We start from the raw sequence: 24,588 nt of genomic DNA on the forward strand, positions 1-24,588 counted from the left end.
GTCACGGCCCCGCCGGTGACGACAGCCGCCTGTGGTCGGTCGACGACCACCTGGAGGACGTCCTCACCACCGTCCGCCCCCTCGAACCCATCGAGCTGAACCTCCTCGACGCCCAGGGCTGCGTCCTCGTCGAGGACATCACGGTGCCGGTCTCCCTGCCGCCGTTCGACAACAGCTCCATGGACGGGTACGCGGTGCGGGTCGCGGACGTCGCCGGCGCGAGCGAGGAGTTCCCCGCCGTCCTGGAGGTCGTCGGGGACGTGGCGGCCGGCCCGTCCGACCCGCCCGAGGTGGGCCCGGGCCGGGCCGCCCGCATCATGACCGGTGCCCCGCTGCCGCCCGGCGCCGAGACCGTGGTGCCCGTCGAGTGGACCGACGGCGGCCTGGGCGAGGGCCCCGTCACCGCGATGCGCGCCCGCAGCCTCGGCCCCGAGGGCGCCGAGGGCGAGGTCCGCGTCCACCGGCCGGCCGGGGCCCGCGCCCATGTGCGCGCGGCGGGCAGCGACGTCCGGGCCGGTGACCGCGCCCTGGAGGCGGGCACCGTCCTCGGCCCCCCGCAGATCGCCCTGCTCGCCGCCATCGGCCGCGGCCGGGTCCGGGTGCGCCCGCGCCCGCGCGTGGTCGTCGTCTCCACCGGCAGCGAACTCGTCCAGCCCGACGAGAAGCTGGCCCACGGTCAGATCTACGACTCCAACAGCTTCGCCCTGACCGCCGCCGCCCGGGACGCCGGAGCCATCGCCTACCGGGTCGGCGCCGTCGAGGACGACGCGGAGACGCTGCGCTCCACCATCGAGGACCAACTGGTCCGCGCCGACCTGATGGTCACCACCGGCGGTGTGAGCGTCGGGGCGTACGACGTGGTCAAGGAGGCGCTGGCGCACGTCGGCGACGAGGACGAGCCCGGCGGCGGCGTCGACTTCCGCACGCTCGCCATGCAGCCCGGCAAACCCCAGGGCTTCGGCTCCATCGGCCCCGACCACACCCCGATCCTCGCCCTGCCGGGCAACCCGGTGTCGTCCTACGTCTCCTTCGAGCTGTTCGTCCGCCCCGCCATCCGCACCCTGATGGGCCTCCCGGACGTCCACCGGCCCACCGTCACCGCCACCCTGGTCGCGGAGAAGGCGCTGACCTCGCCCAAGGGGCGCCGCCAGTTCCTGCGCGCCGTCTGCGACGGAGGGTCGGTCCGCCCCGTCGGCGGCTCCGGCTCCCACCTGGTGGCCGCCCTCGCCCACGCCGACGCGCTGATCGTGGTGCCCGAGGAGACCGAGTCCGTCGAACCCGGCGCCGAGGTCCGGGTGCTCCTGCTCCGCTGACCGGGCCCCGCCCGCGATACCGTGTCGCGCACAGCAGGCCCGCGCGCCGCACCGCGCCGGGCCCGGACCGGGAGCGCCACACAGCATGAGCACGCAGGACCGACCCACACCGGACACGCCGGGCACACCGGACGGGCAGGCCGCGCGGGCCACCCCGGAACGGCTGACGCACCTCGACGACGCGGGCGCCGCCCGGATGGTCGACGTCACCGGCAAGGACGTGACCGCCCGCACCGCCCGCGCCACCGGCCGGGTCCTCGTCGCCCCCCGGGTGGTCGAACTGCTGCGCGGCGAGGGCGTCCCCAAGGGCGACGCGCTGGCCACCGCGCGGATCGCGGGCATCATGGGCGCCAAGCGCACCCCCGACCTCGTCCCGCTCTGCCATCCGCTGGCCCTCTCCGGTGTGACACTGGACCTGTCGGTCGCGGACGACGCGGTGGAGATCACCGCCACGGTCCGCACGACGGACCGCACGGGCGTCGAGATGGAGGCCCTCACCGCGGTCTCCGTCGCCGCGCTCACCGTGGTCGACATGGTCAAGGCGGTCGACAAGGGGGCGGTCATCACGGACGTGCGGGTGGAGGAGAAGAGCGGCGGCACGTCGGGCGACTGGAGCCGGTCATGACAGAGCGGGAAGCACCTGGGTCCGCCCTCTCCGCGCCCTACGCGGCCCTCGTCGTCACCGCCTCCCATCGCGCCGCCGCCGGCGTCTACGAGGACGGGAGCGGCCCCCTGGTGGCCGACGGGCTGCGGCGCCTCGGCTTCGCCGTCGACGGCCCCCTGGTCGTCGACGACGGCGCCCCCGTCGAGGAGGCCCTGCGCGCGGGCACCGCCGCCGGGTACGACGTGATCGTCACCACCGGCGGCACCGGGCTCTCGCCCACCGACCGCACCCCCGAGGCCACTCGCGCGGTCATCGGCCACGAGGTTCCCGGCATCGCCGAGGCCATCCGCGCCCGGGGCCGGGAGAAGGTCGCCACCGCGGCGCTCTCCCGGGGCCTGGCGGGCGTCGCCGGCGGCACCCTGATCGTCAACCTGCCGGGTTCCACCGGCGGGGTGAAGGACGGCCTGGCCGTCCTGGAGCCGCTGCTCCGGCACGCCGTGGACCAGCTCCGCGGCGGTGACCACCCCAGGCCCGGCGGCGACGGGGGTGCGCGCTGAACGGCCCCTCCTGGCCCGCCGAGCTGGTGGACGGCGACCTCGTCCTCCGGCCGATAAGGCTGCGCGACCAGCGCGCCTGGCGCGAGGTCAACCGCCGCAACCGCGACTGGCTGCGCCCCTGGGAGGCGACCATCCCGCCACCCGCGCCCGGCGCCCCCGCCGGCCACCGGCCGACCTACCGTCAGATGGTCCGTCACCTGCGCTCGGAGGCGGGCGCGGGCCGGATGCTGCCGTTCGTCATCGAGCACCGGGGCAGACTGGCGGGGCAGTTGACGGTGGCCGGGATCACCTGGGGCTCCATGTGCTCCGGGCACATCGGCTACTGGGTGGACGAGGAACTGGCCGGCCGGGGGGTCGTGCCGACGGCCGTGGCGATGACCGTCGACCACTGTTTCCGCACCGTCGGGCTGCACCGTGTCGAGGTCTGCATCCGCCCGGAGAACCGGCCCAGCCGCCGGGTGGTGGAGAAACTCGGCTTCCGCGAGGAGGGGCTGAGGCCGCGCTACCTCCACATCGACGGGGGATGGCGGGACCACCTGGTCTTCGCGCTCACCGCGGAGGAGGTCCCCGAGGGGCTGCTCCGCCGCTGGCACCGGACACGGGGCCAGAGCGCGCGCAACCCGGGGAATCCGGCCCGTCCGGGAACTGGAATGGAATAGGTGTTCGATATAAAAGCCAATACAGCGGTCTTCTCATCGCATCAGTCATAAAAAAAGTGAGAAATATCAGCCAGATCGTGCGACACACCGGCTCAATTGGCGGATGGCCTCGTGCGAACCCCTCTACCGTGTGAGGCGTGAGCAGCAGCGGCCTCATCTACGCAGTCATTGTCGGGGCCTGGGCCGCCTACTTGGTGCCGATGTGGCTCCGTAGGCAGGACGAGCTGAACGAGGCCCGTCCGACGGAACGCTTCAGCACGGCCATCCGGTTGCTGTCCGGACGGGCGGGGATGGAGCGCCGGTACGCCAAGGACCTGCGGTCACGCCCGGCCTCCGAGGCGGAGCCGGACGCCGACGCGCCGGACGCCGTCACCGGTTCGGTCGACGTCCGGGCGTTCGCCGTGTCCAGGACCGGACGGCAGTCCCGGGCCGAGGCGCGGCCGTCCGCGCCCGAGCGGTCCGCGGCACCGCCCCCGGCCGAGCGCCCCGGGGCCAGGCCCGCCGACGCGCGCCCCGCGGACCGGCCCCCGCAGGAGCGCCCCGCGGATCGCCCCGCGCCGGAGCGGACCGCGCCGGAGCGCCGACGGGGGCCCGCCCCCGGTTCCCCGGAGGCCGCGGCCCGCGCCCGGCGCTCCCAGGTGCTGGCGCGCCGCCGGCGCACCACCGTGGTCCTCTTCCTGGCCTTCACGCTCGGCTCGGTCGTCGCGGCCGTCGGCGGGCTGGCGTTCCTCTGGGCACCCGCGGTGCCCGCGTTGCTGCTCAGCGCGTACATCGCCCATCTGCGCTCCCAGGAGCGGCGCCGGTTCACCTTCCAGATGGACCGCCGCCAGGCCGAGGCCGCGGCGCAGCGCCTGCGGGACCGCGACGGGCGGACGCGGCGGCGCACCCCCGCCGACCTCCCGGGCGACCCCGGCGCCGACGAGCCGGACGAAGGACCCGAGGCGGAGGCCGACTCCGGGCTCTCGGCCCTGGCCGCCGACCGCCGGGCCCTGGTGGAGCAGACCGACCACGCCGAGTGGGTCGACCAGCAGCGCGAACGGCAGCGGCGGCCCGGCTCCGGCGAGAGCTGGGACCCGGTCCCGGTGCCGCTGCCCACCTACGTCACCGCGCCGGTGGCCCCCCGCGCCACCCCGGACATCGACCTCGGGGCGCCGGACGCCTGGAGCTCGGCCCGCTCCAGCGCGGTGACCACGGACCGCGAGGCCCCGTCGGTCCCGGCCCCCGCCGGTCCCTCCCCGGCGTCCGGCCCGGGCTCCGCCTCCGGTTCCGAGGGGCGCGGCGCCCACCCGGACCGCCCGTCCCCCGGGACCGAGGAGCGCCCCGAGGCGCCCCGGCGCAGCGGTGCCCGCCGGGCCGCCTCCGCCCGCCGTTCCCGCGAGCGCGGCCGGACCCCGCTCTTCGACCAGTACGAGGACGGCGACCGCCCCCGCGCGGCCAACGAGTAGCCCCGCACGGCCCCTCGGGGGGCCCTCCCGGGCCGCACCGGGAAGTGATTTTTGAGCAGGCCGGTCGGGGTGCTAAAGTTTCACTCGTTGCAAGGGCCTGTGGCGCAGTCTGGTAGCGCACCTCGTTCGCATCGAGGGGGTCTGGGGTTCAAATCCCCACAGGTCCACGCACATGGTTTCTGAGGAATCCTCAGAAACGTTGACGGGATCCCGTCCGATCGCATGATCGGGCGGGATCTTCGTCGTTCCGGGGAGTTTCGGCGGGTGTCCGGGGCGACGCGGTCGTCCTTCCCGTCCGGCGGACATCGCCGGAGGGGGGCGCGGGCTCCGCCGGGCGGGGAGCGGCCCTGCGTGCCCGGTTCCCGGCGGCGGCACCTCCCGGGGCGGCCGGCGAGGTTAGGTTAGCCTAAGTTCATGTCGGTTGCTGGCAGTCGCACACGCGCCCCGGAGGCTCTCCGCTGGAGCGAGCCCTTCCCCGGCGGGGCCCTGGTGGTCGAGCCCTATCTGCTGACCACGGCGGTCCTCGGCGGCCCGGAGGCGGCCGCGCTCTCCGGCGGGGCGCACACCCACGCCGACGCCCTGCTGGCCTGGCCGCACCTCGGGCCGATGACGGTGCACACCCCCGACGCGGTGCGGCACCTCGTCCCGGGCCAGGGCCTGTGGCTGCCGCCCGGCACCCCGCACGCCTGCCGGCCCGAGGCGGACAGCGTGAGCTGCTTCACGTACGTCACCCGGAAGGCGATCCCGCCGCACCGCACCTTCCCGCAGCGGGTGCGGGTCGGCCGCGCCCTGCAGGAGATGCTGCTCCATCTCGACGCCACCGCGATGCCCGACGGTCTGCGGCTGCGCACCCAGCGCGTGGTCCTCGACATGCTGGAGGAGGATCCGGGCACGGTGATCGAGGTCCCGGTGCCCGAGGACCGGCGCATCCGCGCGCTGGCCGAGGACGTCATGCGCGATCCGGAGAGCGGCCTCTCGCTGGAGCAGTGGGCCGCGCGGCACGCGCTGAGCGTGCGCACGGTCACGCGGGCCTTCGTCCGGGACGTCGGCATGCCCTTCGCCCGGTGGCGCTCGCTGGTGCGGATGTCCCTCGCGACCGGCCTGCTCGCCCGCGGGCACGGGGTCAACCTGGTCGCCCACCGCTGCGGTTACACCACCACCAGCGCGTTCTCCGCGGCCTTCCGCCGGGTGACCGGCGTCAGCCCGACCGAGTACCTGCGGCGGCACGGGGCCACGGCCCCCACCCGCGACTGACGGATGTCCCGGCCCGCGTCCGCGACTGACGGATGTCCCGGCCCGCGTCCGCGACTGACGGACGTCCGCGCCCGCACCCCCGACTGACGGACGGCCGGCCCGCGCCGCGGCCGACGTGGGCGGCGGGGGTCCCGCCCCGGCCGACGTGGCCCGCACCCCTGCACCGCCCCCGCCCGCGTCGAGCCCGTGTGCCCTGGCCGGCCGTCACCCGTCCCCCGCCGCCCCCCGCCGCTCCCTCCCACGGCCGCCCGCCTCCGCGCGCCGCGCGGACGCCCTCGCGCGCGCCTCACCCCCTCGCCCCGCCGCCCCGTGGCCGTTCCGCGACGCGGTCTGGCCGGATCGCGCCCCTCACCCCCGTCCGCGCCCCATAGCTTTCACTCAAGTGAGGGTTACCTAACCAACGCGGAGGACCGCCGCGCGCCCGTCCGCCGGGCCGCCGTGCCGGACCCCGTGCGCGCCCTCGCCCCGACCCGGGCACCGCCCCTCCCCGCACGCCCCCGCCCCGATCCAAGGAGAACCATGTCCACATCCCTCCCGGCACGACGCGGAGCGGGCCCCCTGGCCCGCGTCCTCGCGCTGACGATCGCCGCCGTCGTGCTCCTCGCGGGCTGCGGCTCCGGGACCGGGAAGGCCCCGGAGGCCGGGACCGGGAAGGGCGGTAGCGGGGCCGCCGCGAGCTTCCCCGTGACCATCGAGCACGCCCACGGACGCACGACGGTCAAGGAGAAGCCCCGTCGCGTCGTGGCGATGAGCTGGATGTCGCTGGACGTCGTCGCCGCCCTGGGCACCGTCCCCGTCGGCGTCGACGAGCAGTGGGGCGGCGACAAGGACGGCCACACCCCCTGGTTCCGTGACGCGGTGGAGGAACTCGGCGGCCCGATGCCCGAGATCCTGCGCTACGGCGAGTCCGGGGAGATCGACTTCGAGCAGATCCTCGCCATGGAGCCCGACCTGATCATCGGCCTCTACTCCGGCATCACGGACGTCGACTACAAGCGCCTCTCCGAGATCGCCCCCACCCTCCCGTATCTGAAGAAGCCTTGGGACGGCGGGACCTGGCAGGAGATGACCCGCACCATCGGCAGGGCGATGGGCGAGGACGCCAGGGCCCGGGAGCTCGTCACGGACGTGCAGGGGCGGCTCGCCGCCGTCGGCGAGAGCCACCCGGAGTTCAAGGGCACCACCTTCGCCTACGGGGTGGCGCTCACGTCCGGCTCCACCGAGGTCGGCCTCTACCTCGACTACGACGCGCGGGTACGGCTGCTCACCGAGCTGGGCTTCGAGAACACCCCCTCGATGGAGCGGATCGCCTCCACCGCCAAGGGCACCAACTGGTACGGCGGGGTCAGCCTGGAGAAGCTCGACACGGTCGACGCCGACATCTTCGTCGCCTGGGCCAACGGGCCCGAGGACGTGAAGCACTCCCTCGACGACCCGCTGTTCCGGCGCTGGAAGCCGATCGCCGGCAAGCGCTACGCCTTCGTCCAGGACCCGACCCTGGGCATGGCCACCAGCGGCCCCTCGGTCCTCTCCATCCCCTGGGCGATCGAACGCTATGTGCCGATGCTCGCCGACGCCGTCGCGGGCCGGGGCACCACCGGCGCGGGCGCCTGACCACCGGCCGCCGCCCCGGTGACACCCCCGAGGACCCCATGAAGACCGCACCGCCCCCGCCCGCCGCCACCCGCGCGGCGCGTGACGAGCCGGGCCCGCGCCACGCCGCGGGCCCGGCCCGGCGGGACCGGCTCCGCCCGCTGGTCCTGCTCGCCGCCCTCGCGCTGCTGCTCGCCGCCGCCGTGCTCAGCGTCATGACCGGCGCCCGCCCGCTCGCCCCCGGCACGGTGTGGGACGCGCTGTTCCACCACGACGACTCCGCCGCCCACGCGACCGTGCGCGAACTGCGGCTGCCGCGCACGGTGATCGGACTCGTCACCGGCGCGGCCCTCGGCCTGAGCGGCGCGCTGATCCAGGCGTTCACCCGCAACCCGCTGGCCGACCCCGGCATCCTCGGCGTCAACGCGGGCGCGAGCCTCGCCGTGACCTTCGCGGTCGCCGTCCTCGGGATCACCTCCCCGGGCCGGTTCATCTGGTTCGCCCTGGCCGGGGCGTTCGTCCTGACCGTGCTCGTCTACCTCCTCGGCTCGATCGGCGCCGACCGCGGCTCCCCGGTCAAACTCACCCTGGCGGGCGTCGCGTTCGGCGCCGTGTGCGGCGGGATCACCTCCGCCATGGTGCTCCGGAGCACGGCCACCCTCGACGTCATGCGGTTCTGGGCGGTGGGGTCGATCGGCGGCCGGTCGCTCGACGTACTCGCGGTCGCCCTGCCCCTCGTCGGCGCGGGCCTGGCCCTGGGCCTGCTCAGCGCCGGACCGCTGAACGCCCTCGCGCTCGGCGACGACGCCGCCCGGGCGCTCGGCACCCGCCCGGCGGCGACCCGGCTGACCGTCGTCCTCGCGGTCACGCTGCTCGCGGGCACCTCCGTCGCCGTCGCCGGGCCCATCTCCTTCGTCGGGCTGATGGTGCCCCATGTGGTCCGCTGGTGCGTCGGCCCCGACCAGCGCTGGATCCTCCCCGTCACCGTCCTCGCCGCGCCCGCCTTCCTGCTCGTCGCCGATGTCGTCGGGCGCGTGGTGCTGCCCTCCGGGGAGCTGCGGGTCGGCCTGGTCACCTCGCTGGTCGGCGCCCCCGTCCTGGTCGCGCTGGTCCGCCGCCGGAAGGCGAGCGCCCTGTGACCGCCGCGCCCCCCGCGCGCCGGGGGTCCGCGGGCCGGGTGGACTTCGGGCGCGCCGTGTGGGTCCGGCGCACCGGTCCGCTGGCCCTGCGCGTCGACCGGCGGTCCGTGCTGGTCTGCGCCGCCCTGGCGGCCGCGGTGGCCGTGCTCGGCGTGCTCACGCTCGGCTCCGGCTCCCTCCCGCTCACCCCCGCGCAGGTGCTCTCCGCCCTTCTCGACCCGGACGCCGACCACCGCGCGCGGCTCGTCGTCGTCCACTGGCGGCTGCCCCGGCTGCTGCTCGCGCTGCTCTGCGGGGCGGCCCTGGCCGTCAGCGGGGCGATCTTCCAGTCGCTGACCCGCAATCCGCTCGGGTCGCCCGACGTGATCGGCTTCACCTCCGGCTCGTACGCGGGTGCCAGCGTCGTCCTGCTGCTGCTCGGCACCGCCGACCACCTCGCCGTGGCGTCGGGGTCCCTGACCGGCGGGGCGCTGACCGCCCTCGCGGTGTACCTGTTGGCCCACCGGGGCGGAACGGACCCCTTCCGCCTCATCATCGTCGGCATCGCCGTCGGCGCCTTCCTGTCCTCCCTCACCTCGATGCTGCTGCTGTCGGTCAACCCGCAGCAGGCGATGCTGGCGGCCACCTGGGGCGCCGGGTCGCTCAGCGGGCTCGGCTTCGCCCAGCTCGGCCCCGCCGCGGCCGTCCTGGCCGTCCTGCTGGTCGGCTCCGGCGCCGTGGTGCGGCCTCTGGTCCAGCTGGAGGCGGGCGACGACACCGCCGTGGCACTGGGCGTCCACGCGCGGCGCACCCGGCTCCTCGCCACCCTCACCGGCGTCGCGCTCACCGCCCTGGTGACCGCGACCGTCGGCCCGATCGCCTTCGTCGCGCTGGCGGCGCCGCAGATCGCCCGGCGCCTCACCCGGAGCTGCACCACGCTGCGGATCGCCCCGGCGGCCCTGACCGGCGCCGCGCTGCTGGTCGCGGCCGACCTCGTCGCCCAGCGGGTCGAGGTCCCGGTCGGCGTCGTGACGGTCTCCGTCGGCGGCGTCTACCTCGTCTGGCTCCTGGCCCTCCGGTACTCGGGACGGCGCCGATGACCCCGCCCCCGCCGCCCCCGCCGCCCTTGCCGTTCCGCCCGACCGCCGCCGTCCCGTGCCGCCCGCCGGCACCGGAACCCGACCCGACAGGAGCCCCCTTGACCGCCCGCACCGCCCGGCCCGCCCGGGAAGCACCCGCCCCGGCCCGGCCGGAGGCGACCGACGCCTCCCCCGGCCGCGCCCGGCGGACCGTCCCGGAGCACCCGGACCGCACCGTCCCGGACGGCTCCCCCGTCGCGGTGCCGCACGACCGGAGCCGGGCCGCGCGCCCCCACGGCCGCCCCGGCGCCCCGCGCGAAGGCCGCCCGGTCGCCCCGCGCGACGGCCGGGTCGTCGCCACCGGCGCCCCCCGGGATGCCGTCATCGCCGAACGGGTGGAAGCCGAACGGGTGGAAGAGGTGTTCGGGCCGCCCTGCGGGGCCGTCCCAGGCCCGGCCACCCAGCCGCCCGTGGCCGTCCCGTCGGCCGGTCCCCGGAGCGCCCGGTGACCCGGGAAGGGAACGGCGCCCGCGACGCCGGGTCCGTCTCCGCGCTGTTCCGCGTCGCGCTGCTGAGCGGGGGGCGGGCCCGGCTGCTGGTCCTGACCACCCTCGGGTTCATGCTGCACCAACTCTGCGAGGCCCTGGTGCCGGTCCTGATCGGCGTCGTCATCGACCGGGCCCTGGCCCCCGGGGACCGCGGCGCGCTGCTCGGCTGGCTCGCCGTCCTCGCCGGGGTGTTCACCGTCCTCTCCCTGTCCTACCAGCGGGCCGCCGCCGCCATGGTGACCGTCTACGGCCACGGCGAACACGCCCTGCGCCAGCGCGCCGTGGAACGGCTGCTGGACCCGCGCGGACTGCGCGGCGCCCCCGGGACCGGCGAGGCGCTCGCCCTGGTCTCGTCGGACACCTACCGGGTGGCGGGCGTCTCCTGGAGCGTCGTCCAGCAGGCGTCCACCCTCACGGCGATCCTCACCGCCTCCACCGCCCTGCTGCTCATCTCGGTGCCGCTGGGCCTCGGCGTCATCGTCGGCACCGTACTGATGCTGGCCCTGATGCGCCGTCTGTCGGCGCCGCTGGAGGCACGGGGCCTGGCCGAGCAGGGGTCGGCGGCGCGGGCCGGCGAGGTGGCCACCGACATGATCACCGGACTGCGGGTGGTGATCGGCATGAACGCCCGCGCCGAGGCCGCCCGCCGCTACCGCGCCGCCAGCCGGGACTCCCGGGACGGCGCCGTCGCCGCCGCCCGCGCCGTCCTCGCCTACGGCAGCCTCAGCAGGCTCCTGTCGGGGGTCTTCCTCGCGGCCCTCGCCACCGCCGCCGGACTGCTCGCGCTCGACGGGCGGCTGACCATCGGCCGGCTCGTGACCGTGCTGGGCCTCGCCCAGTACCTCCAGGGCGCCCTCGCCCACGTCGGCACCTTCGCCTCCAACTGGGCGCACAAACGGGCCTCCGCCCGCCGGCTCGGCGCCCTGATCGGACGGCCGCCCCTGATCGCCCCCGGCACGGCCCTCGCCCCCGGCACCGTCCCCGGCACCCCGCTGCTGCGCTGGAACCCGCCCGGCACCACCGGGCCCGTGGACGTCCGCCCCGGCGAACGCGTCGGCGTCGTCCCGCGCGACGCGGCGCACGCCCGGGAGCTCTCCGACCGCCTCGGCCACCGGGTGCCGCTCGCCCGCGGTGAACTCCTGCTGGACGGCGCCGACGCGGTCGACCTTGGACCGGACCGGGTCCGGGCCCGGATCGTCGCCGCCCCCCACCACGGGACGGTGTTCTCCGGCACCCTGCGCTCCAACGTCGTCCCCCCGGGTGGCGACCCCGATCCGGCCGTGTTCCGGGCCGCCCTGCTCGACGACGTCCTCGACCACGTCGGCGGGGACCTGGCCGAGGTCGGCGAGCGGGGCCGCAGGCTCTCCGGCGGACAGCGCCAGCGCCTGCTCCTCGCCCGCGCCCTGCACACCCGCGCCGACCTCGTCGTCCTCGACGAACCCACCACCGCCGTCGACCCCTCCACCGAGCGGCGCATCGCCCGGGGCCTGCGCGACCTGCCCGGCACCATCCTGCTGATCACCACGAGCCCCCTCCTGCTCGCCGCCTGCGACCGGGTGGTCGACCTCGGCGGGCCGGACCACGGACCGGAAGGAGCACCCCGGTGAGCGCCTGGAACGACACCCCGGTGAGCGACGGGGGAGACACCCCCGTGAGCGACGGGGGAGACACCCCGGTGGGCGACGGGGGAGACACCCCGGTGGAGGCCGGGGAGGACGCCCGCGCGAGTGCCGGGAAGGTGACCCGGGCGGGCACCGGGAAGGACGCCCCGTCCGGTGCCCCTCCGCCCCGGGCCCTGCCCGTCGCCGGTCCGCGCCGCACCCGGCGGGAGGTCCGGCGACGGCTCGGAGCGCACCGGGGGCGGCTCGCCGCGGCCCTGCTCACCCTGGTCGCCGGGACGGCGGTCACACTCACCACCCCGCCGCTGCTCGGCGCCGTCGTGGACGCGGTCGTCGACCGGGCCGCGCCGGGCCGGGTCCTCGTCCTCGGTCTGCTCCTGGTGCTCGCCGCGGCGGCCGGTGCGCTGTCGGCCCTGGTGGGCGGCCGGATGCTGGCCGCGCTGGTGCAGGACGTGCTGGCGGGGCTGCGCGAGGACGTCTTCCGGACCGCCGTCCACCTGCCCGCCGACCTGGTGGAGTCCTCCGGCAGCGGCGACGTCGTCTCCCGGGTCACCCGGGACGTCGAGGCGGTCTCCGAGGCCGCGTCCGACGTGCTGCCCGACGTCACCGCCGCCGGACTCACCGTCGCCCTGAGCGTGGTCGGGCTGGCGGTCCTCGATCCCCGGCTGGCCCTGGCCGGCCTCGTCTGCCTGCCCGTCCACGTCCTCGCCACCCGGCGGTTCCTGGCCCGCTCGCACGCGGTGTACGGGGACGTCCGCCGCCTGGAGTCGGAACGCGGGCAGTCCGTCGTGGAGTCGGTGCACGGCGCCGGGACGGTGCGGGCCCACCGGGAGCAGGACCGGCGGCTGGCGGAACTGGCCCGGCGCAGCCTGCGGGCGGTCGAACGGCAGCGGGACGGGGCGCGGCTGCGGAACCGCTTCACCGGCCTGCTCAACGCGGCGGAGTTCCTCGGCCTCGCGGCGGTGCTCACCACCGGCTTCGCGCTGGTGCGCTCGGGACAGGTCTCGCTGGGCGCCGCGACCGCCGCCGCCCTCTACTTCCACCGGCTCTTCGACCCGATCGGCGCGCTGCTGCGCAGCCTCGACGACATCCAGCGGGCCACGGTGGGCCTGGCCCGCCTGGTCGGCATCACCGACCTGGGCGTCACGGGCGACGGGGAGCCGACGGCGCCCCGGGAGGCGGTGCCCGGCACGGGGATCGGGGTGGAGGACGTCTCGTACACCTACGACGGGGTGCGTCCGGTGCTCGGCGGCATCCGGCTGGAGGTGCCGGCCGGCTCCAGCCTCGCTCTCGTCGGGGCCAGCGGCTCGGGCAAGAGCACCCTGGCCCGACTGATCGCCGGGCTGGACGAACCCACCCGCGGCCGGATCACGGCCGGCGGCGGTGCCCGCTACCTGGTCACCCAGGAGACCCATCTGTTCGGCGGCACCCTCGCCGACAACCTGCGGCTGGCCCGGCCCGGCGCCACCGACGCCGAACTCGCCGACGCCCTGCGCGAGGTGGGGGCCGACTGGGCGCTGACGGGGGAGTACGGGCTCGGCACGGTGCTCGGCCCCGGCGGGACGCCCCTGGACGACGGCGCCGTGCAGCACCTCGCGCTGGCCCGGGTGCTGCTCGCCGATCCGCCCGTCGTCGTCCTCGACGAGGCCACCGCCGAGTCCGGCCCCCGCACCCAGGCGCTGCTGCGGTCCGCCCTCGCCCGGGTCGTCCGGGGCCGCACCGCCGTGATCGTGGCCCACCGCCTGGAGCAGGCCAGGGACGCGGACCGGGTCCTCGTCCTGGACCGGGGCGGGATGGCCGGGTACGGCAGTCACGCCGAACTCCTCGCCAGGCCGGGCGAGTACGCGGCCCTGTGGGAGGCGTACACCTCCACCGGAGCCGTCCCCGGGCCCCGTCCGCCGGGCGCGACCGGGGGTGCGCCTTCCGGTCCCGGCGACGCGCCTTCCGGTCCCGGCGGCGTGCGTTCCGGCGTCGTCAGGGCGCGGGCGGGCTCGGACGTCGCCGACACCGGCTCCGGTGACGCGGACCCCGGCTCCGATGACGCCCGTACCGGAGTGGAGGAGGCCCGTACAGGGGCCGGGGGGTCCCGTACGGGGGCGGGGGAGTCCCGTACGGGTTGCGGCGACGCCCGTGCCGGGGCGGGGGAGGACCGCGCCGGGGTGGGGGAGGCCCGGACCGGGATGGTTGACGCCCGCCCCGTGCCCGGTGGCGCCCGCCGCCGGTCCGAGGAGGCCCCTGCCGGGTCGGCCGACGCGCCTCCCGGTCCCGGCGGCGTGCCCCGCGCGCCCGGCCCCGTCCATCCGCCGTCCGCACCGTCCGCACCGTCCGCACCGTCCGCAGGGCCGGGGGCGCGAGACCCCCGTACGAAGGAGCAGCACCCATGACCATCCACCGCGCCGTCGTCTCCCGCGTCCGGCGGGTCTCCCCGGCCATGGCCCGGGTCACCCTGCACGGAGAGGGCCTCGCCGGTTTCGTCTCGACGGGGATCGGCGACGAGTACGTACGCCTTTTCCTCCCGCACGGCCCCGACCGCCGTGACGTCTCCCTGCCGGAGGCCACCGGGGACGGCGGCTGGCGGAACCCCGAGGGAAGGCCCACCGCCCCGATGCGCACCTACAGCGTGCGGGCGGTGCGCCCGGAGGCCGGGGAGATCGACGTCGACTTCGTGCTGCACGACCACGGGGTGGCGTCCGGCTGGGCCGCGGCGGCCCGCCCCGGGGACGTGCTCGGCCTCACCTCCCCCACCGGACTCTACGATCCCCCCGCCGACCTCGCCTGGCAGGTCCTGGTCACCGACCTGACGGGCCTGCCCGCCGCGGCCCGGATCGTCGAGCAGACACCGGCGGGGGTCAGGACCCGGGCGGTCGTCGAGGTGCCCGACCCGTCCTGCGCGCAGCCGCTCCCGGACCGCCCGCATCTGCGGACGACCTGGGTGTACGGGGGCAACGGCCACGGACCGAGCCGGCTGGCCGAGCTGGTCGCCGCGGCGGTCCCGCCGGGCACCGACCCGACCGGCGGGTACGTGTGGGCCGCCGGGCAGACGACGGCCTGCCGGGGCGTACGGCGCCATCTGCGGCGGGATCTCGGGCTGCCCGCGGAACGGTTCAAGGTGGTCGGCTACTGGATGCCGGGGGCCGAGACCTGGACCGAGCGGTACGAGGCGCTGCCCGCCTCCGTCCGCGCGGAGCTGGAGGCCCTCTGGGACGACCCGGCCCGGGAACCGGAGGACATCGCCGTGGAGTACGAGTCCCGCCTCGGCGCGCACGGCCTGTGAACGGCGGGGGCGGCGCTCCCTGCGGGGAAGGCTCCGGCGGGGGAGGGGGCCGTACGCCGTGGGTACGGGGCGGGTGTCCCGGAGTCCGGGAGCGGACGGGTCCGCGCCGGGGGAGCGGTGCCGTCGGCACGTCCTGGGGCCTCCGTCGGGCCTCCGTCGGGCCTCCGTCGGGCCTTCGTCGGGCCTTCGTCGGACCTCCGTCAGACCTCCGTCGGGCCTTCGTCAGACCTTCGTCGGATCTCCGACCGTGCATGCCCGCCCGCGTCGCGCGGGTGACGCGCCCCGGCCGTGAGCCCCGTACCCGGCCCCGGCTCCGAGCCGACGGCCGGGGGCGACCGTGAGCCGACGTCCTCGGCCCTGACGTCCCCGGCCCCGGTTCCAGGCGCCGGGGTGGGGCCGGGGTCGGAGGGGGCCAGGGTTCGAGGTGGCCGAGGAGCAAGGGGCCGGGGTCTGAGGCGGCCGGGGGCCAAGGGGCCTGGGTTCGAGGCGGCCGGAAACCGCCGTGAAGCCCGGCCCGCGCCCCGCCCCGCTACAGCGCCTTCGCGTAGCAGAGGCTCTCGTCGTGGAAGCGGTAGTAGCCGAACTTCTCGCAGGGCGCGTAGCCGCTGGAGGCGTACAGGGACACGGCCTCGGGCTGCTTGGTGCCGGTCTCCAGCACCATGCGGACGCGGCCGGCCGCGCGGGCGTCCTCCTCAAGGAGGGCCAGTACGCGCCGGGCCAGGCCCCGGCCGCGCGCCCGCTCGACCACGAACATCCGCTTCAGCTCGGCGTCCCCGTCCCGGTTGCCCACCTCGTTGGTGTCCCTGCGGCGCCAGCCGCCGGAGGCGACCGGGACGTCGTCCTCGTCGTACACGAGCAGGTACAGGCCGTTCGGCACCGCGAAGTCGGCCGCGTCGAGGTGGGTGGCGTCCCCGCCGTCGCCGTAGCGGACGTCGTACTCGGCCTGGACCTCGTCGTTGAGCTTCATGGCGTCGGGGTGGTCGAAGGGGACCCGGCGGATATTCATGCTTTCTACCGTATTTCAATGCATCGTGACACGGGACATCGTCCAGTGTGCCGGTATGGTGCCCTGTTGTTCACCGTGACCTTCGTCAAGGTCCGGGGTGCGGGTGTGAGGGCAGGGAGAGTGCTTTGCTGACAGTGACCTCCGTCAACGTGAACGGTCTGCGTGCCGCCGCGAAGAAGGGCTTCGTGGAGTGGCTGGCGGGCACCTCGGCCGACGTGCTGTGCCTCCAGGAGGTGCGCGCCGAGCCGGAGCAGCTCCCCGGGCACGTACGCGCCCCCGAGGGCTGGCACGTGACGCACGCCCCCGCCGCCGCCAAGGGCCGCGCGGGCGTCTCCCTCTACAGCCGCCGCGAGCCGGACGCGGTGCGGATCGGCTTCGGGTCGTCCGAGTTCGACACCAGTGGGCGGTACGTCGAGGCCGACCTGCCGGGGGTGACGGTCGCCTCGCTCTACCTGCCGTCCGGCGAGGTCGGCACCGAGCGGCAGGACGAGAAGATCCGCTTCATGGACGCCTTCCTCGCCCACCTCAAGGAACTGCGCGAACGAGCCGCCGCCGAGGGCCGCGAGGTCGTGGTCTGCGGCGACTGGAACATCGCCCACCAGCGGGCCGACCTGAAGAACTGGCGCGGCAACACCAGGAACTCCGGCTTCCTGCCCGAGGAGCGCGACTGGCTCACCCGGGTCCTCGACCCGGCCGAGGGCGGCTACGTCGACGTGGTGCGCGCCCTGCACCCGGACGTGGAGGGCCCGTACTCGTGGTGGTCGTACCGGGGGCGCGCCTTCGACAACGACACGGGCTGGCGCATCGACTACCACATCGCGACGCCCGGCCTGGCGGCGAAGGCGGTCAAGGCCACGGTGGAGCGCGCCGCGACCCACGCGGACCGCTGGTCCGACCACGCCCCGGTGACGGTGGTCTACGACCACTAGCGACCAACACCCGCCGCCGCGTCCGCGTCCACGGCATGACGCGAAAGGAAGCCCTGGCCAAGCTCACCGAGAAGATCGCCGCCAGCAACCGCGGTCTCCCCATCCCCTCTGCGCAGGGCAGCCTGGCCGCATACCTGACGTACTGGCTGGAGAACGTCGCCGTCTACCAGCTCCGCAAGAACACCCACACGCGATACGCCGCCTGCGTCGACCGGTACCTGATCCCCGGCCTGGGTAAGAAGAAGCTCACCAAGCTCACCGCCAAGGACATCTGTACCTGGCTCAACCAGCTCCGCACCACTTGTCAGTGATGCACGCGCGGCATCGATGCCCGGCGCGACCAGCCCCGCTGTTGCGCCGCTGGCCGGTGCTGCTCCAAGCTGCTCTCCCCGCTGACGCTCACCTACCTCCATTCCGTGCTCAAGTCCGCCCTGGAGCACGCCGTCCGCGAAGAAGAGATCCCACGCAACGTCGCCCGCAATGTCCGCACCGGCACCCCACGGCCCCGGCGCTTCGAACCCCTCACCACCGACGAAGCCCGACGGCTCCTCACCGCCGCGCAAAGTCACCGGCTGCACGCGCTGTTCGTACTCGCCCTCCACACCGGACTCCGCAAGGGCGAACTCCTCCGCCTGCGCTGGGAAGACCTCGACCTCGACGCGGGCACCGCTGCCATCCGCCGCACCCTTCAGCGAACCGCCACAGGCGGGCTCACCACGCTGCCCACCAAGACGCGGGCCTCCGAGCGCCGCATCGCCCTCCCCACCCGCTGCCGCCAGTCACTGAAGCTCCACCACGAACAGCAGCAGCGCGAGCGTGAGGCCGCGGGCACGACGTGGCTGCACGACGGGCACGTGTTCACTACGGTGCAGGGCGGGCCGATCGACCCGACCAACCTCACTCGCGCCTTCCTCACGCTCCTTCGCAAGGCCAGCCTGCGCCGCATCAGCTTCCACGACCTCCGCCATTCGACTGCGACCCTGCTCCTGGAGCAGGGCGTCGAACTTGTCGTGATCAAGGAACTCCTCGGCCACGCCCACATCGGCGTCACCGCCACCGTCTACGCCCACGTCCGACTGCGCCTCCAACGCGAGGTCATCGACACCCTCGGCACCGCGCTCGGCAGCCGGGAAACCACCGAGACGGCCCGCTCCGGCGGCGACGAACCACCACTATCCCGCGCCACTGGCGTCCGCTGACGTTGTCGTCAACTACTGCCGTCAAACGCCAGATCAGCCCCGCCAAGCACAGCTCGGCGGGGCTGATCTTTGCCGCTGCATGGTCCTTCTCAGGGCGCGACTGGGCCGAATCGGGTAACGAATCCAATGCGGTCCATGAGAACCAACGTTACGGAACCCGATACTTGAGACCCATCAGAAAGAACCGAAGAACCGGTCCCACCAACTCGGCTCCCCAGAACCGTGGAAACGCAAGAGAGTGGGCCCATCGTAGCTTCTTTCAAGAAGTTCTTCCGGAATTGTGATGTACCCCGATTCGGCGAGAGCTTGCTCTACCTTCTCAAGGTCATTCGCGTCGAGCTCGCCTTCAGCCTGCGCTTCGTCCGTACCCAAGAAGGCGCCAGGGTTATCGGCCGCCACCATTGCCAATGGCTTGAACTTGCTCACCAGTGCAACGATTCTCGCCCCACAGACTGTGGCTTCCCCTGGCACTTCGATTCGTCCGTACTGCGCGGAGTCCTGGATGTCTCGATCGATTCCGCAAGGCGTCGAGAAGTGAGAAGCGATCTGAATAGACAGACGGCTGAACGAAGCTGCGGCATCGGCCGCATTGTAGTCAGTTGGCGTTTCTGGACATGCGGGATCGTCCAAACGATGCAACAGTTCCATCAGTTTCGCGTCTCTCTCCATTAATCCTCCAATCATCGAATTCGCTACACCCGGATCAGGTGAACAATTTCCTCAGTGCGGGAAAGCTGTGAGTACCTTCCCGGTGAGAGGCTCGTAACGCACCAGTATTCTCACCCCTCCCGCTGATCCGATCACGTTCTGAACCGCAGGTTCGCCCTTCCTGGTCTTCAGGGTTCTTTCGGCATGCACAGTAGATCCCTTGTACCAGGTCCTTTGACTATTTGGACTCGTCACCACGTCAGCAACAGCATCCAAAATCTGGTCATCAGACCATCCCTGCGGGAAAGCATCCTTACCCGGCGCCCCCGGGTACCTGTGGCCATCAAGGATGTGATTCGCCCTCTCGTCACCGATCAGCTCCCGACCAGTTCCGCAGCTGCCATTGCTGTTGTGAACCAGAACCGGAGTCTGCCCCGCCAGCACATAGTACGTGTGCTACGCGGCGCCCCTCTGCCTGCTTCTTCGCTGGTCAGCGCGTGTTTTGAGTTCCGCTGGTGTCCGTGGTTGTGCGGGGAAAGCCGTGGGTGTTGCCGTCGCTACTGCCGTCAGGGGCCGGGCGGCTGGTGCTGGTGCCGTTGCTCGTCCCGCTGGTCACCGCGGCGCTTGTCGGGCCACCGTGTACGCGGTGGGTCCGGTAAGCCCTGTCCCTGTGCCGTCGTTCATGTCCAGGACCTCGAAGCCGGCGCCCTCCGCGTAGCGTTCCAGTTCGCGGGGGAACAGGACGCGTCTGCGGATCTCGTCTCGGGCCTCGTCGCCTGAGGGAAGCGTCCAGTGCCGGTGCATGGTGTTGATCTGGGTCCGCAGGTCCCACGTGTGGCGGATGGTGACGGTCGCGGATCCCGTCGGGGTGTCGACCGAGGCGGTGGTCGGCTCGGTCCCGGGTGATCGGGGCCACGGGGGAACACAGCACGAGCAGCGCTCCTGGCCGGGCGTGGGCGGCGAAGGTGGCGAAGACCTGGCTGATCGCCTCGTTGTCGTGCACGTAGGCGAGGCTGTTGCCCATGCAGGTCACTACGTCCATGCGCTGGCCGAGTCGCACGGTGCGCATGTCGCCGGTGCGGATGTCCAGCTCCGGCCGGGCCTGGTGGGCGTGGTCGACCATGCCGGGCTGGAGGTCCACGCCGATGCACTCGAAGTGCTTGGCGAGGATCTCCAGATCGCGGCCGGTACCGCATCCGAAGTCGACCAGGGTCCGGGCGTCCGGCCTGTGCAGCTCGATCAGGGTCTGGCACATTCCGGCGCTTGCGCTGTCGGACTGGACCACGTCGTAGAGTGCCGGATCGCGGTACAGGAGGTTGGTGGCTTCCACGTGCTCGGCTTCCGTGTTGGGGCTGGTCACATGAGGCTTCGCAGTCCGACCTCCAGGGCGAGCACGTCGCACAGCAGGTCGGGGACGACCGGCGCAGCGTCGGCGTCCCTCCGCGCCTTGGCGAGAGCCTTCCCGTCAACGTAGCCGAGGTCCACCAGGATGGACTCTTTCAGCATGTCGTCCAGTACGGGCAAACCGTAGGAACGCAGGCCCTTTTCCAAAACGGCCAGGAAGTTTTCCGGCTCGGCCGGCGCGGCCACCCACTCGGGCAGCCCGGCCCGCCGGATCCGCTCGCGGAACAGCGCCTTGCCGTGCTTGTGCTCGTGCGGCAGCTGCTCCATGAACCGCACGATCCGCGGGTGCGCGAGCGGGCTCACCGGCCAGATTCCGGCCCGGAGGAATCCGGGGTTGTGCATCCCGAACGCCATCAGGGTCGGTACGGGCAGTACCGGGATGGGTGCCAGATGCTCGTTCACCTCTGCGAGTGCTCGGGCTGCCTTGACTCCGAGCCACGGTACGGGTTCGGGTGTCGGCAGTTCGGCCTGTGTCCTGGAGTGGTGGGCGTTGATCTCGTCGCCGCCGCTGCCGGTGAACATGACCTCGCACCGCCGGGCGGCTGCCTGCTCGCGCACGACATCGAACGCCTCCTGGTAGAAGGCTCCCGCCGGGTCGTGCGGCTTGCGCAGATCGCGCACGCCTCCAGCGCAGAAGGGTGGGTGCTGCGTGGCGGGGGTGGCCGTGTCCCGGAAGCCGCAGTGCTCCACAAGGACCCGTCGTCGCTCGCGCTGTTGCCTGCCGGTGCTTCCTCCCACCAGCAGGCCGAAGCTGTACACCTCGGGGAAGCGGGCCGCCTTGATGGCCAGGGCGACGTTCCCGGAGTCCGCGCCGCCGGACAGTTCGACGCCCACGCATCCGGTTGCCGTCGGCGCCTGGCGGATTACGTCGGTCAGCAACTCGTCCAGAGCGGCGAGTGGATCAACGCCGGGACGCAGGGTACGTGGCTCAAGTACGTGTTCCGCGGGGTCGGGGTAGTGGATGCTGAGTCCCGAAGGGGTGAACGTGGCCGCTGCCCGTTCGGTGAGGCGGTAGACGCCTTCGAAGAGCGTCTCGGACGTGTAGCGGTGCTGCCTCGTCAGTGTTCGGGCGACAACGCGTGGCACCAGGCGGTCGGCCCGCAGATGCGGTCGCAGCAGTGTCAGGTCCCACGAAGCGTGCAGCTCGCCGGCCTTCTCTGTCAGATAGAGCGGGGCAGTGCCGAAGACACCCGCCGACAGGCGGTCTTCCCCCGGCTCCATGGTGAGTGCGACGGAGTCGGCCTCGTCGCGCTTGCACTCCTTCACGCGGACCCGTACGCGTGGTGCCTGGTCGTCGCTGACCTCCATGACCAACGTGGACACGTTCGCGGGCTCGATCCAGCTCTCGCCGTTGATCCAACGGCCGCCCTGCGATCTCCACTTGGGCTTCTGGAGATCGGCCAGGCGCAGACGCATCGACAGCATGTCGTCCCTTTCCGATGTCGTGCGGCGGGGCGGGGCCGCGTTCGGCCCCGCCCCGCCTGGCGTCAGTCCTGGATCACTTGCTGCAGTGGTCGCCGTTGTTGTCGCCGCCGCCCGGCATCTTGTCGAACAGCGCGGCCTCGACGGTCGGGACACCGGTGACCAGGTCGCCGGTGAACAACTCGTCCACGTTCATCGTTTTCTCCCTTACGGCTTTCGGTGGACTCCGACGCTGATGCTGCGGAGTTGGACCCGTCCGGCTGCCGGACCCTTGCGAAGAAGGCAGCCGGGCGGGGTGCCCACCGCTTCGGGCGGCGGGCCCTCCCTCGTCACAGGTGGGGAGCCTGGATGCGTGACGGGGAGGAGTCAGGTGGGTGGGGATGCGGCGGCGACGCCGAGGACGAAGCCGACCGGTCCCGAGATGGTGATGATCAGGCGCGGTGCGGCGTAGCGGCCGACGGCTGCGGCCAACCGGTTCACAGCCGCTCTCCGCGGCTGCGCTGGTTGGCCTCGCGCACTGCGACGCTCAACTTCTCCGCGCCGTACTCGGGCGTGGCACTGCCGTGCTGCGGGCAGAGACACGGCGAGAACCGGTTCGAGCCCGGCGGCAGGTCCGCGCCCTCGTAGGTATCGATTCTCAACGCCCCGTCCATGCCCCCTCCTCGGTCATCCGGGCCAGACGGGCCCGTGCTTCGCTTCTCATCCCTCAGCCCTTCAGACGGCGGCTGCGGCGAGAACTCGCCGTTGCCTGCTGTCTCTACGCAACCGCACGACCACGCTCAGCGGTACCGTTGCCGCGGCGCCAGGACTTGAAAGCCTTGAAAGTTCGCAAGTGCACGGGGAGTTGAGGGTATGGCCAAGCGTGAACCGAATGTGGCGCTCGGGCGCCTGCTCGCCGAGAGCCGGTGGACTCACCGCCAGTTCGCGCGGGCTGTGAACCGCGTCGGTACGGAGACCGGAATCCCCCTGCGCTACGACGAGTCGGCAGTGAGCCACTGGCTCGGCGGCACCGTCCCTCGCGGCGCGGTGCGCGGATGCATCCTCGAAGCTCTCTCCCGCCGCCTCAGCCGACCGGTCACCCACGCCGAGGCCGGGCTGCCCGTTCCACGCGATCGCTCCTCCGCGGCTGCGGATACCGTGGAAGGGGTGATCGACCTGGGGAGGCTGGATATGGACCCGTCCCGCCGCAGCGTCCTGGGCGCCGGCCTGTTCTCCGTGGCCGTCACCGTTCCCGGCTGGCCTGATGTGGTCGGGCGTGCCGACGCCGTCCAGTCCGGCCGCACAGCACGCATCGGCATGAACGAAGTGGACATGGTCATCGCCATGACCGAGCGTGTCTCGGAGCTGGACGACGAGTTCGGCGGCCGTCACGCACGCCCCATGGCGGCCTCGTTCATGGTCAACACCGTGGTCTCCTACCTGCGCGCCGACGCACCCGAGGACGTACGCAAGGCGATGCTGTCCGCCGCCTCGGACCTGCTCTACCTGACCGGCTACATGGCCGTGGACGAAGGGCTGCACGGTCTTGCACAGCGCTACTACGTCAAGGCCCTGGAGCTGGCCGGCGCGGCCGAAGACCACCTGACGTACTGCACCACCCTGCGGGGCATGAGCGTCCAGGCGGTCGACCTCCGTCACGGGGCGAAGGCCATGGAGCTGGCCGACGCCGCTGCCGCCGCCTCACCGAAGGCCGGGCCCCGGATGCTTGCCTTCCTCGTCGGCCAGCAGGCGCATGCCGCCGCGCAGACGGGCGACCGTACGGGTGCGCTGCGCTACATCCGAGAGGCCGAGGCGGCCATGGACCGTGCCGAGTCGCGCGGCAAGGCGTTCGGCTCGTACGACCCCTCTTCGCTCAACTACCACGTCAGCCAGGTGCGTTACGAACTCGGTGACAAAGCCGGAGCCGTCGAAGCCATGCAACAAGCGGACCGGCTCCGCCCCAGCTCGTACCAGCGCACGCGAGTACACCGCCGCGGACTGTTGGCAGAGCGACAACTGGAACTCGGCCACCTGGAAGCGGCCTGCGTCACCTGGCACCAGGCCCTCGACGACTACCCCAAGGTGCAGTCCGGCCGCGCCGACGACCGCGTGAAGGCGATGTTCAGCCTCCTGCGTCCTCACCTGAAGAACGCGGCGGCCCGCGACCTGTACGACCGAGCACGGGCGATCGCACCACCGTCGCTGGTCACCTGATCCCCGTCGCTCCTTCAAGCTCAGCCACAGAAAGTCAGCCACGACGGCGGGTGCGCCGACAGATCACCCGCCACGTGTGCTTCCAGCAACCCCGCACCGGCCTCAACCACGCCTCTTCCTCCCGTCACAGCATCCGCCCCGCTCCGGCCTGGCCGCTCGTCAGCGGGATGGTCTGCTCGATCTGTGGTTTCGCCTGTGACCCACGCCGACGACGATCGATCGCGGCCTTCGGTTGCCGCAGCCTGACGTGGTGCTGTGCGTCGTTCGGCGGAGTCGGCCTGGCGGCGCCGCTGCGGTTGCTTCCGGGATCGAAGTCGGCCCGCTTGCCTGTCACTGCGCGCCGAGTGGCCGGTGGGCGTCGCCAGCGGGGCGGCAGACAGGAGTGGGCGGCGGCCACCGGCCGCCGACGCGCGGCGGCCCGCGTCAGCGGGACGCCCTTGATCAAGTAAAGAAACTCTGAACAACACTCCCCGTGCTACGCGTCCTGCCGCTCCGCCGGGTGCGGCAGGTTCAGCGTCGGCGTCTGCCTTCGTTCAGCCGGTCGTATAGGCGCTGGACGCTGGCGGCCTGCTCTTCGGGCGTGTAGTTGCCGCTGAGTCGCTTGCGTTGCTCCATGACGGCGCGCATGGCGTCGCGGTGGGCGGTGGCGGCTTCGAACTCGGCGCTGGCCTTGGCGAACCGTTCCTCGGCGGCGGCCAGTTCGGTCGCTACCTCGTCGTCGCTC

The 24,588-nt window shown here is 73.5% G+C and carries 19 protein-coding genes, 1 tRNA gene and 3 pseudogenes; 17 read left to right on the plus strand and 6 right to left on the minus strand.

All coding sequences use genetic code 11. From position 1 onward, the window contains the following. The first annotated feature begins 29 nt into the window (after positions 1-29). From glp to GTY84_RS01015, 14 genes are all read left to right on the plus strand, one after another. A complete protein-coding gene (glp, locus tag GTY84_RS00950) occupies positions 30-1,313 on the plus strand; it encodes a gephyrin-like molybdotransferase Glp (protein ID WP_237531950.1) in 1,284 nt (427 codons plus the stop codon). Positions 1,314-1,398: 85 nt separating this feature from the next. Then, positions 1,399-1,938 (plus strand): cyclic pyranopterin monophosphate synthase MoaC, encoded by a 540-nt coding sequence (gene moaC / locus GTY84_RS00955; RefSeq protein WP_161224080.1) that lies wholly within the window; start codon positions 1,399-1,401, stop codon positions 1,936-1,938. Then, positions 1,935-2,474 (plus strand): MogA/MoaB family molybdenum cofactor biosynthesis protein, encoded by a 540-nt coding sequence (locus GTY84_RS00960; RefSeq protein WP_161224081.1) that lies wholly within the window; start codon positions 1,935-1,937, stop codon positions 2,472-2,474. The genes moaC and GTY84_RS00960 overlap by 4 nt, the downstream gene beginning before the upstream one ends. Before the next feature lie 26 nt (positions 2,475-2,500). Further along, positions 2,501-3,133: a GNAT family protein gene (locus GTY84_RS00965; protein ID WP_265295711.1), complete on the plus strand. Its 633-nt coding sequence runs from the start codon at positions 2,501-2,503 to the stop codon at positions 3,131-3,133. 137 nt (positions 3,134-3,270) lie between these two features. After that, entirely contained in the window at positions 3,271-4,578 is a 1,308-nt protein-coding gene (gene glpR, locus GTY84_RS00970; protein ID WP_161224082.1) for a gephyrin-like molybdotransferase receptor GlpR, read from the plus strand. Between the two features lie 93 nt (positions 4,579-4,671). Then, positions 4,672-4,745, plus strand: a tRNA-Ala gene (locus tag GTY84_RS00975). Positions 4,746-4,992: 247 nt separating this feature from the next. Further along, the gene (locus GTY84_RS00980; RefSeq protein WP_161224083.1) at positions 4,993-5,832 is read left to right on the plus strand and encodes an AraC family transcriptional regulator; all 840 of its coding nucleotides are present in this window, start codon (positions 4,993-4,995) and stop codon (positions 5,830-5,832) included. 519 nt (positions 5,833-6,351) lie between these two features. Beyond that, positions 6,352-7,446: an iron-siderophore ABC transporter substrate-binding protein gene (locus tag GTY84_RS00985; RefSeq protein WP_161224084.1), complete on the plus strand. Its 1,095-nt coding sequence runs from the start codon at positions 6,352-6,354 to the stop codon at positions 7,444-7,446. Between the two features lie 38 nt (positions 7,447-7,484). After that, positions 7,485-8,564 (plus strand): iron chelate uptake ABC transporter family permease subunit, encoded by a 1,080-nt coding sequence (locus GTY84_RS33290; RefSeq protein WP_161224085.1) that lies wholly within the window; start codon positions 7,485-7,487, stop codon positions 8,562-8,564. A 38-nt stretch (positions 8,565-8,602) separates the two neighbouring features. Next, positions 8,603-9,643 (plus strand): iron chelate uptake ABC transporter family permease subunit, encoded by a 1,041-nt coding sequence (locus GTY84_RS33295; RefSeq protein ID WP_345943297.1) that lies wholly within the window; start codon positions 8,603-8,605, stop codon positions 9,641-9,643. Between the two features lie 98 nt (positions 9,644-9,741). Next, on the plus strand, positions 9,742-10,131 hold the full coding sequence (locus tag GTY84_RS01000) for a hypothetical protein (protein ID WP_161224087.1): 390 nt from the start codon (positions 9,742-9,744) through the stop codon (positions 10,129-10,131). Further along, a complete protein-coding gene (locus GTY84_RS01005) occupies positions 10,128-11,777 on the plus strand; it encodes an ABC transporter ATP-binding protein (protein ID WP_161224088.1) in 1,650 nt (549 codons plus the stop codon). The genes GTY84_RS01000 and GTY84_RS01005 overlap by 4 nt, the downstream gene beginning before the upstream one ends. Then, the gene (locus GTY84_RS01010; protein WP_345943296.1) at positions 11,774-14,173 is read left to right on the plus strand and encodes an ABC transporter transmembrane domain-containing protein; all 2,400 of its coding nucleotides are present in this window, start codon (positions 11,774-11,776) and stop codon (positions 14,171-14,173) included. The genes GTY84_RS01005 and GTY84_RS01010 overlap by 4 nt, the downstream gene beginning before the upstream one ends. Then, entirely contained in the window at positions 14,170-15,063 is an 894-nt protein-coding gene (locus GTY84_RS01015; RefSeq protein ID WP_161224089.1) for a siderophore-interacting protein, read from the plus strand. The genes GTY84_RS01010 and GTY84_RS01015 overlap by 4 nt, the downstream gene beginning before the upstream one ends. Positions 15,064-15,592: 529 nt before the next feature. Here the strand turns inward: GTY84_RS01015 and GTY84_RS01020 are convergent. Further along, positions 15,593-16,069 (minus strand): GNAT family N-acetyltransferase, encoded by a 477-nt coding sequence (locus GTY84_RS01020; RefSeq protein ID WP_161224090.1) that lies wholly within the window; start codon positions 16,067-16,069, stop codon positions 15,593-15,595. 125 nt (positions 16,070-16,194) lie between these two features. Between GTY84_RS01020 and GTY84_RS01025 the strand changes: the two genes are divergently transcribed. Together GTY84_RS01025 and GTY84_RS01030 are read left to right on the plus strand one after the other, a co-directional pair. Further along, entirely contained in the window at positions 16,195-16,998 is an 804-nt protein-coding gene (locus GTY84_RS01025; protein WP_161224091.1) for an exodeoxyribonuclease III, read from the plus strand. A gap of 5 nt (positions 16,999-17,003) precedes the next feature. Next, positions 17,004-18,197 (plus strand): annotated as a pseudogene (locus tag GTY84_RS01030) (site-specific integrase); the annotation flags it as partial. 174 nt (positions 18,198-18,371) lie between these two features. Here GTY84_RS01030 and GTY84_RS01035 read toward each other — a convergent pair. From GTY84_RS01035 to GTY84_RS32795, 4 genes and pseudogenes are all read right to left on the minus strand, one after another. Then, positions 18,372-18,845 carry a hypothetical protein gene (locus tag GTY84_RS01035; RefSeq protein ID WP_237531948.1) on the minus strand — a complete coding sequence of 158 codons (474 nt, stop codon included), beginning with the start codon at positions 18,843-18,845 and terminating at the stop codon, positions 18,372-18,374. A gap of 612 nt (positions 18,846-19,457) precedes the next feature. Further along, positions 19,458-20,205 (minus strand): annotated as a pseudogene (locus GTY84_RS01045) (class I SAM-dependent methyltransferase). Next, positions 20,202-21,674 carry an asparagine synthase-related protein gene (locus tag GTY84_RS01050; protein ID WP_202548956.1) on the minus strand — a complete coding sequence of 491 codons (1,473 nt, stop codon included), beginning with the start codon at positions 21,672-21,674 and terminating at the stop codon, positions 20,202-20,204. The pseudogene GTY84_RS01045 and the gene GTY84_RS01050 overlap by 4 nt, the downstream one beginning before the upstream one ends. Before the next feature lie 473 nt (positions 21,675-22,147). Next, positions 22,148-22,312 (minus strand): hypothetical protein, encoded by a 165-nt coding sequence (locus tag GTY84_RS32795; RefSeq protein ID WP_202548965.1) that lies wholly within the window; start codon positions 22,310-22,312, stop codon positions 22,148-22,150. A 211-nt stretch (positions 22,313-22,523) separates the two neighbouring features. Here GTY84_RS32795 and GTY84_RS01055 point away from each other — a divergent pair, with 211 nt between their 5' ends. Further along, the gene (locus GTY84_RS01055) at positions 22,524-23,864 is read left to right on the plus strand and encodes a tetratricopeptide repeat protein (protein ID WP_202548957.1); all 1,341 of its coding nucleotides are present in this window, start codon (positions 22,524-22,526) and stop codon (positions 23,862-23,864) included. Positions 23,865-24,374: 510 nt separating this feature from the next. On the opposite strand, the pseudogene GTY84_RS01060 reads toward GTY84_RS01055, so the two are convergent. Beyond that, positions 24,375-24,588: pseudogene (locus GTY84_RS01060) on the minus strand (GntR family transcriptional regulator); the annotation flags it as partial.

Origin of the sequence: Streptomyces sp. SID8352 (assembly GCF_009862265.1) — a bacterium.
Taxonomy (GTDB): domain Bacteria; phylum Actinomycetota; class Actinomycetes; order Streptomycetales; family Streptomycetaceae; genus Streptomyces.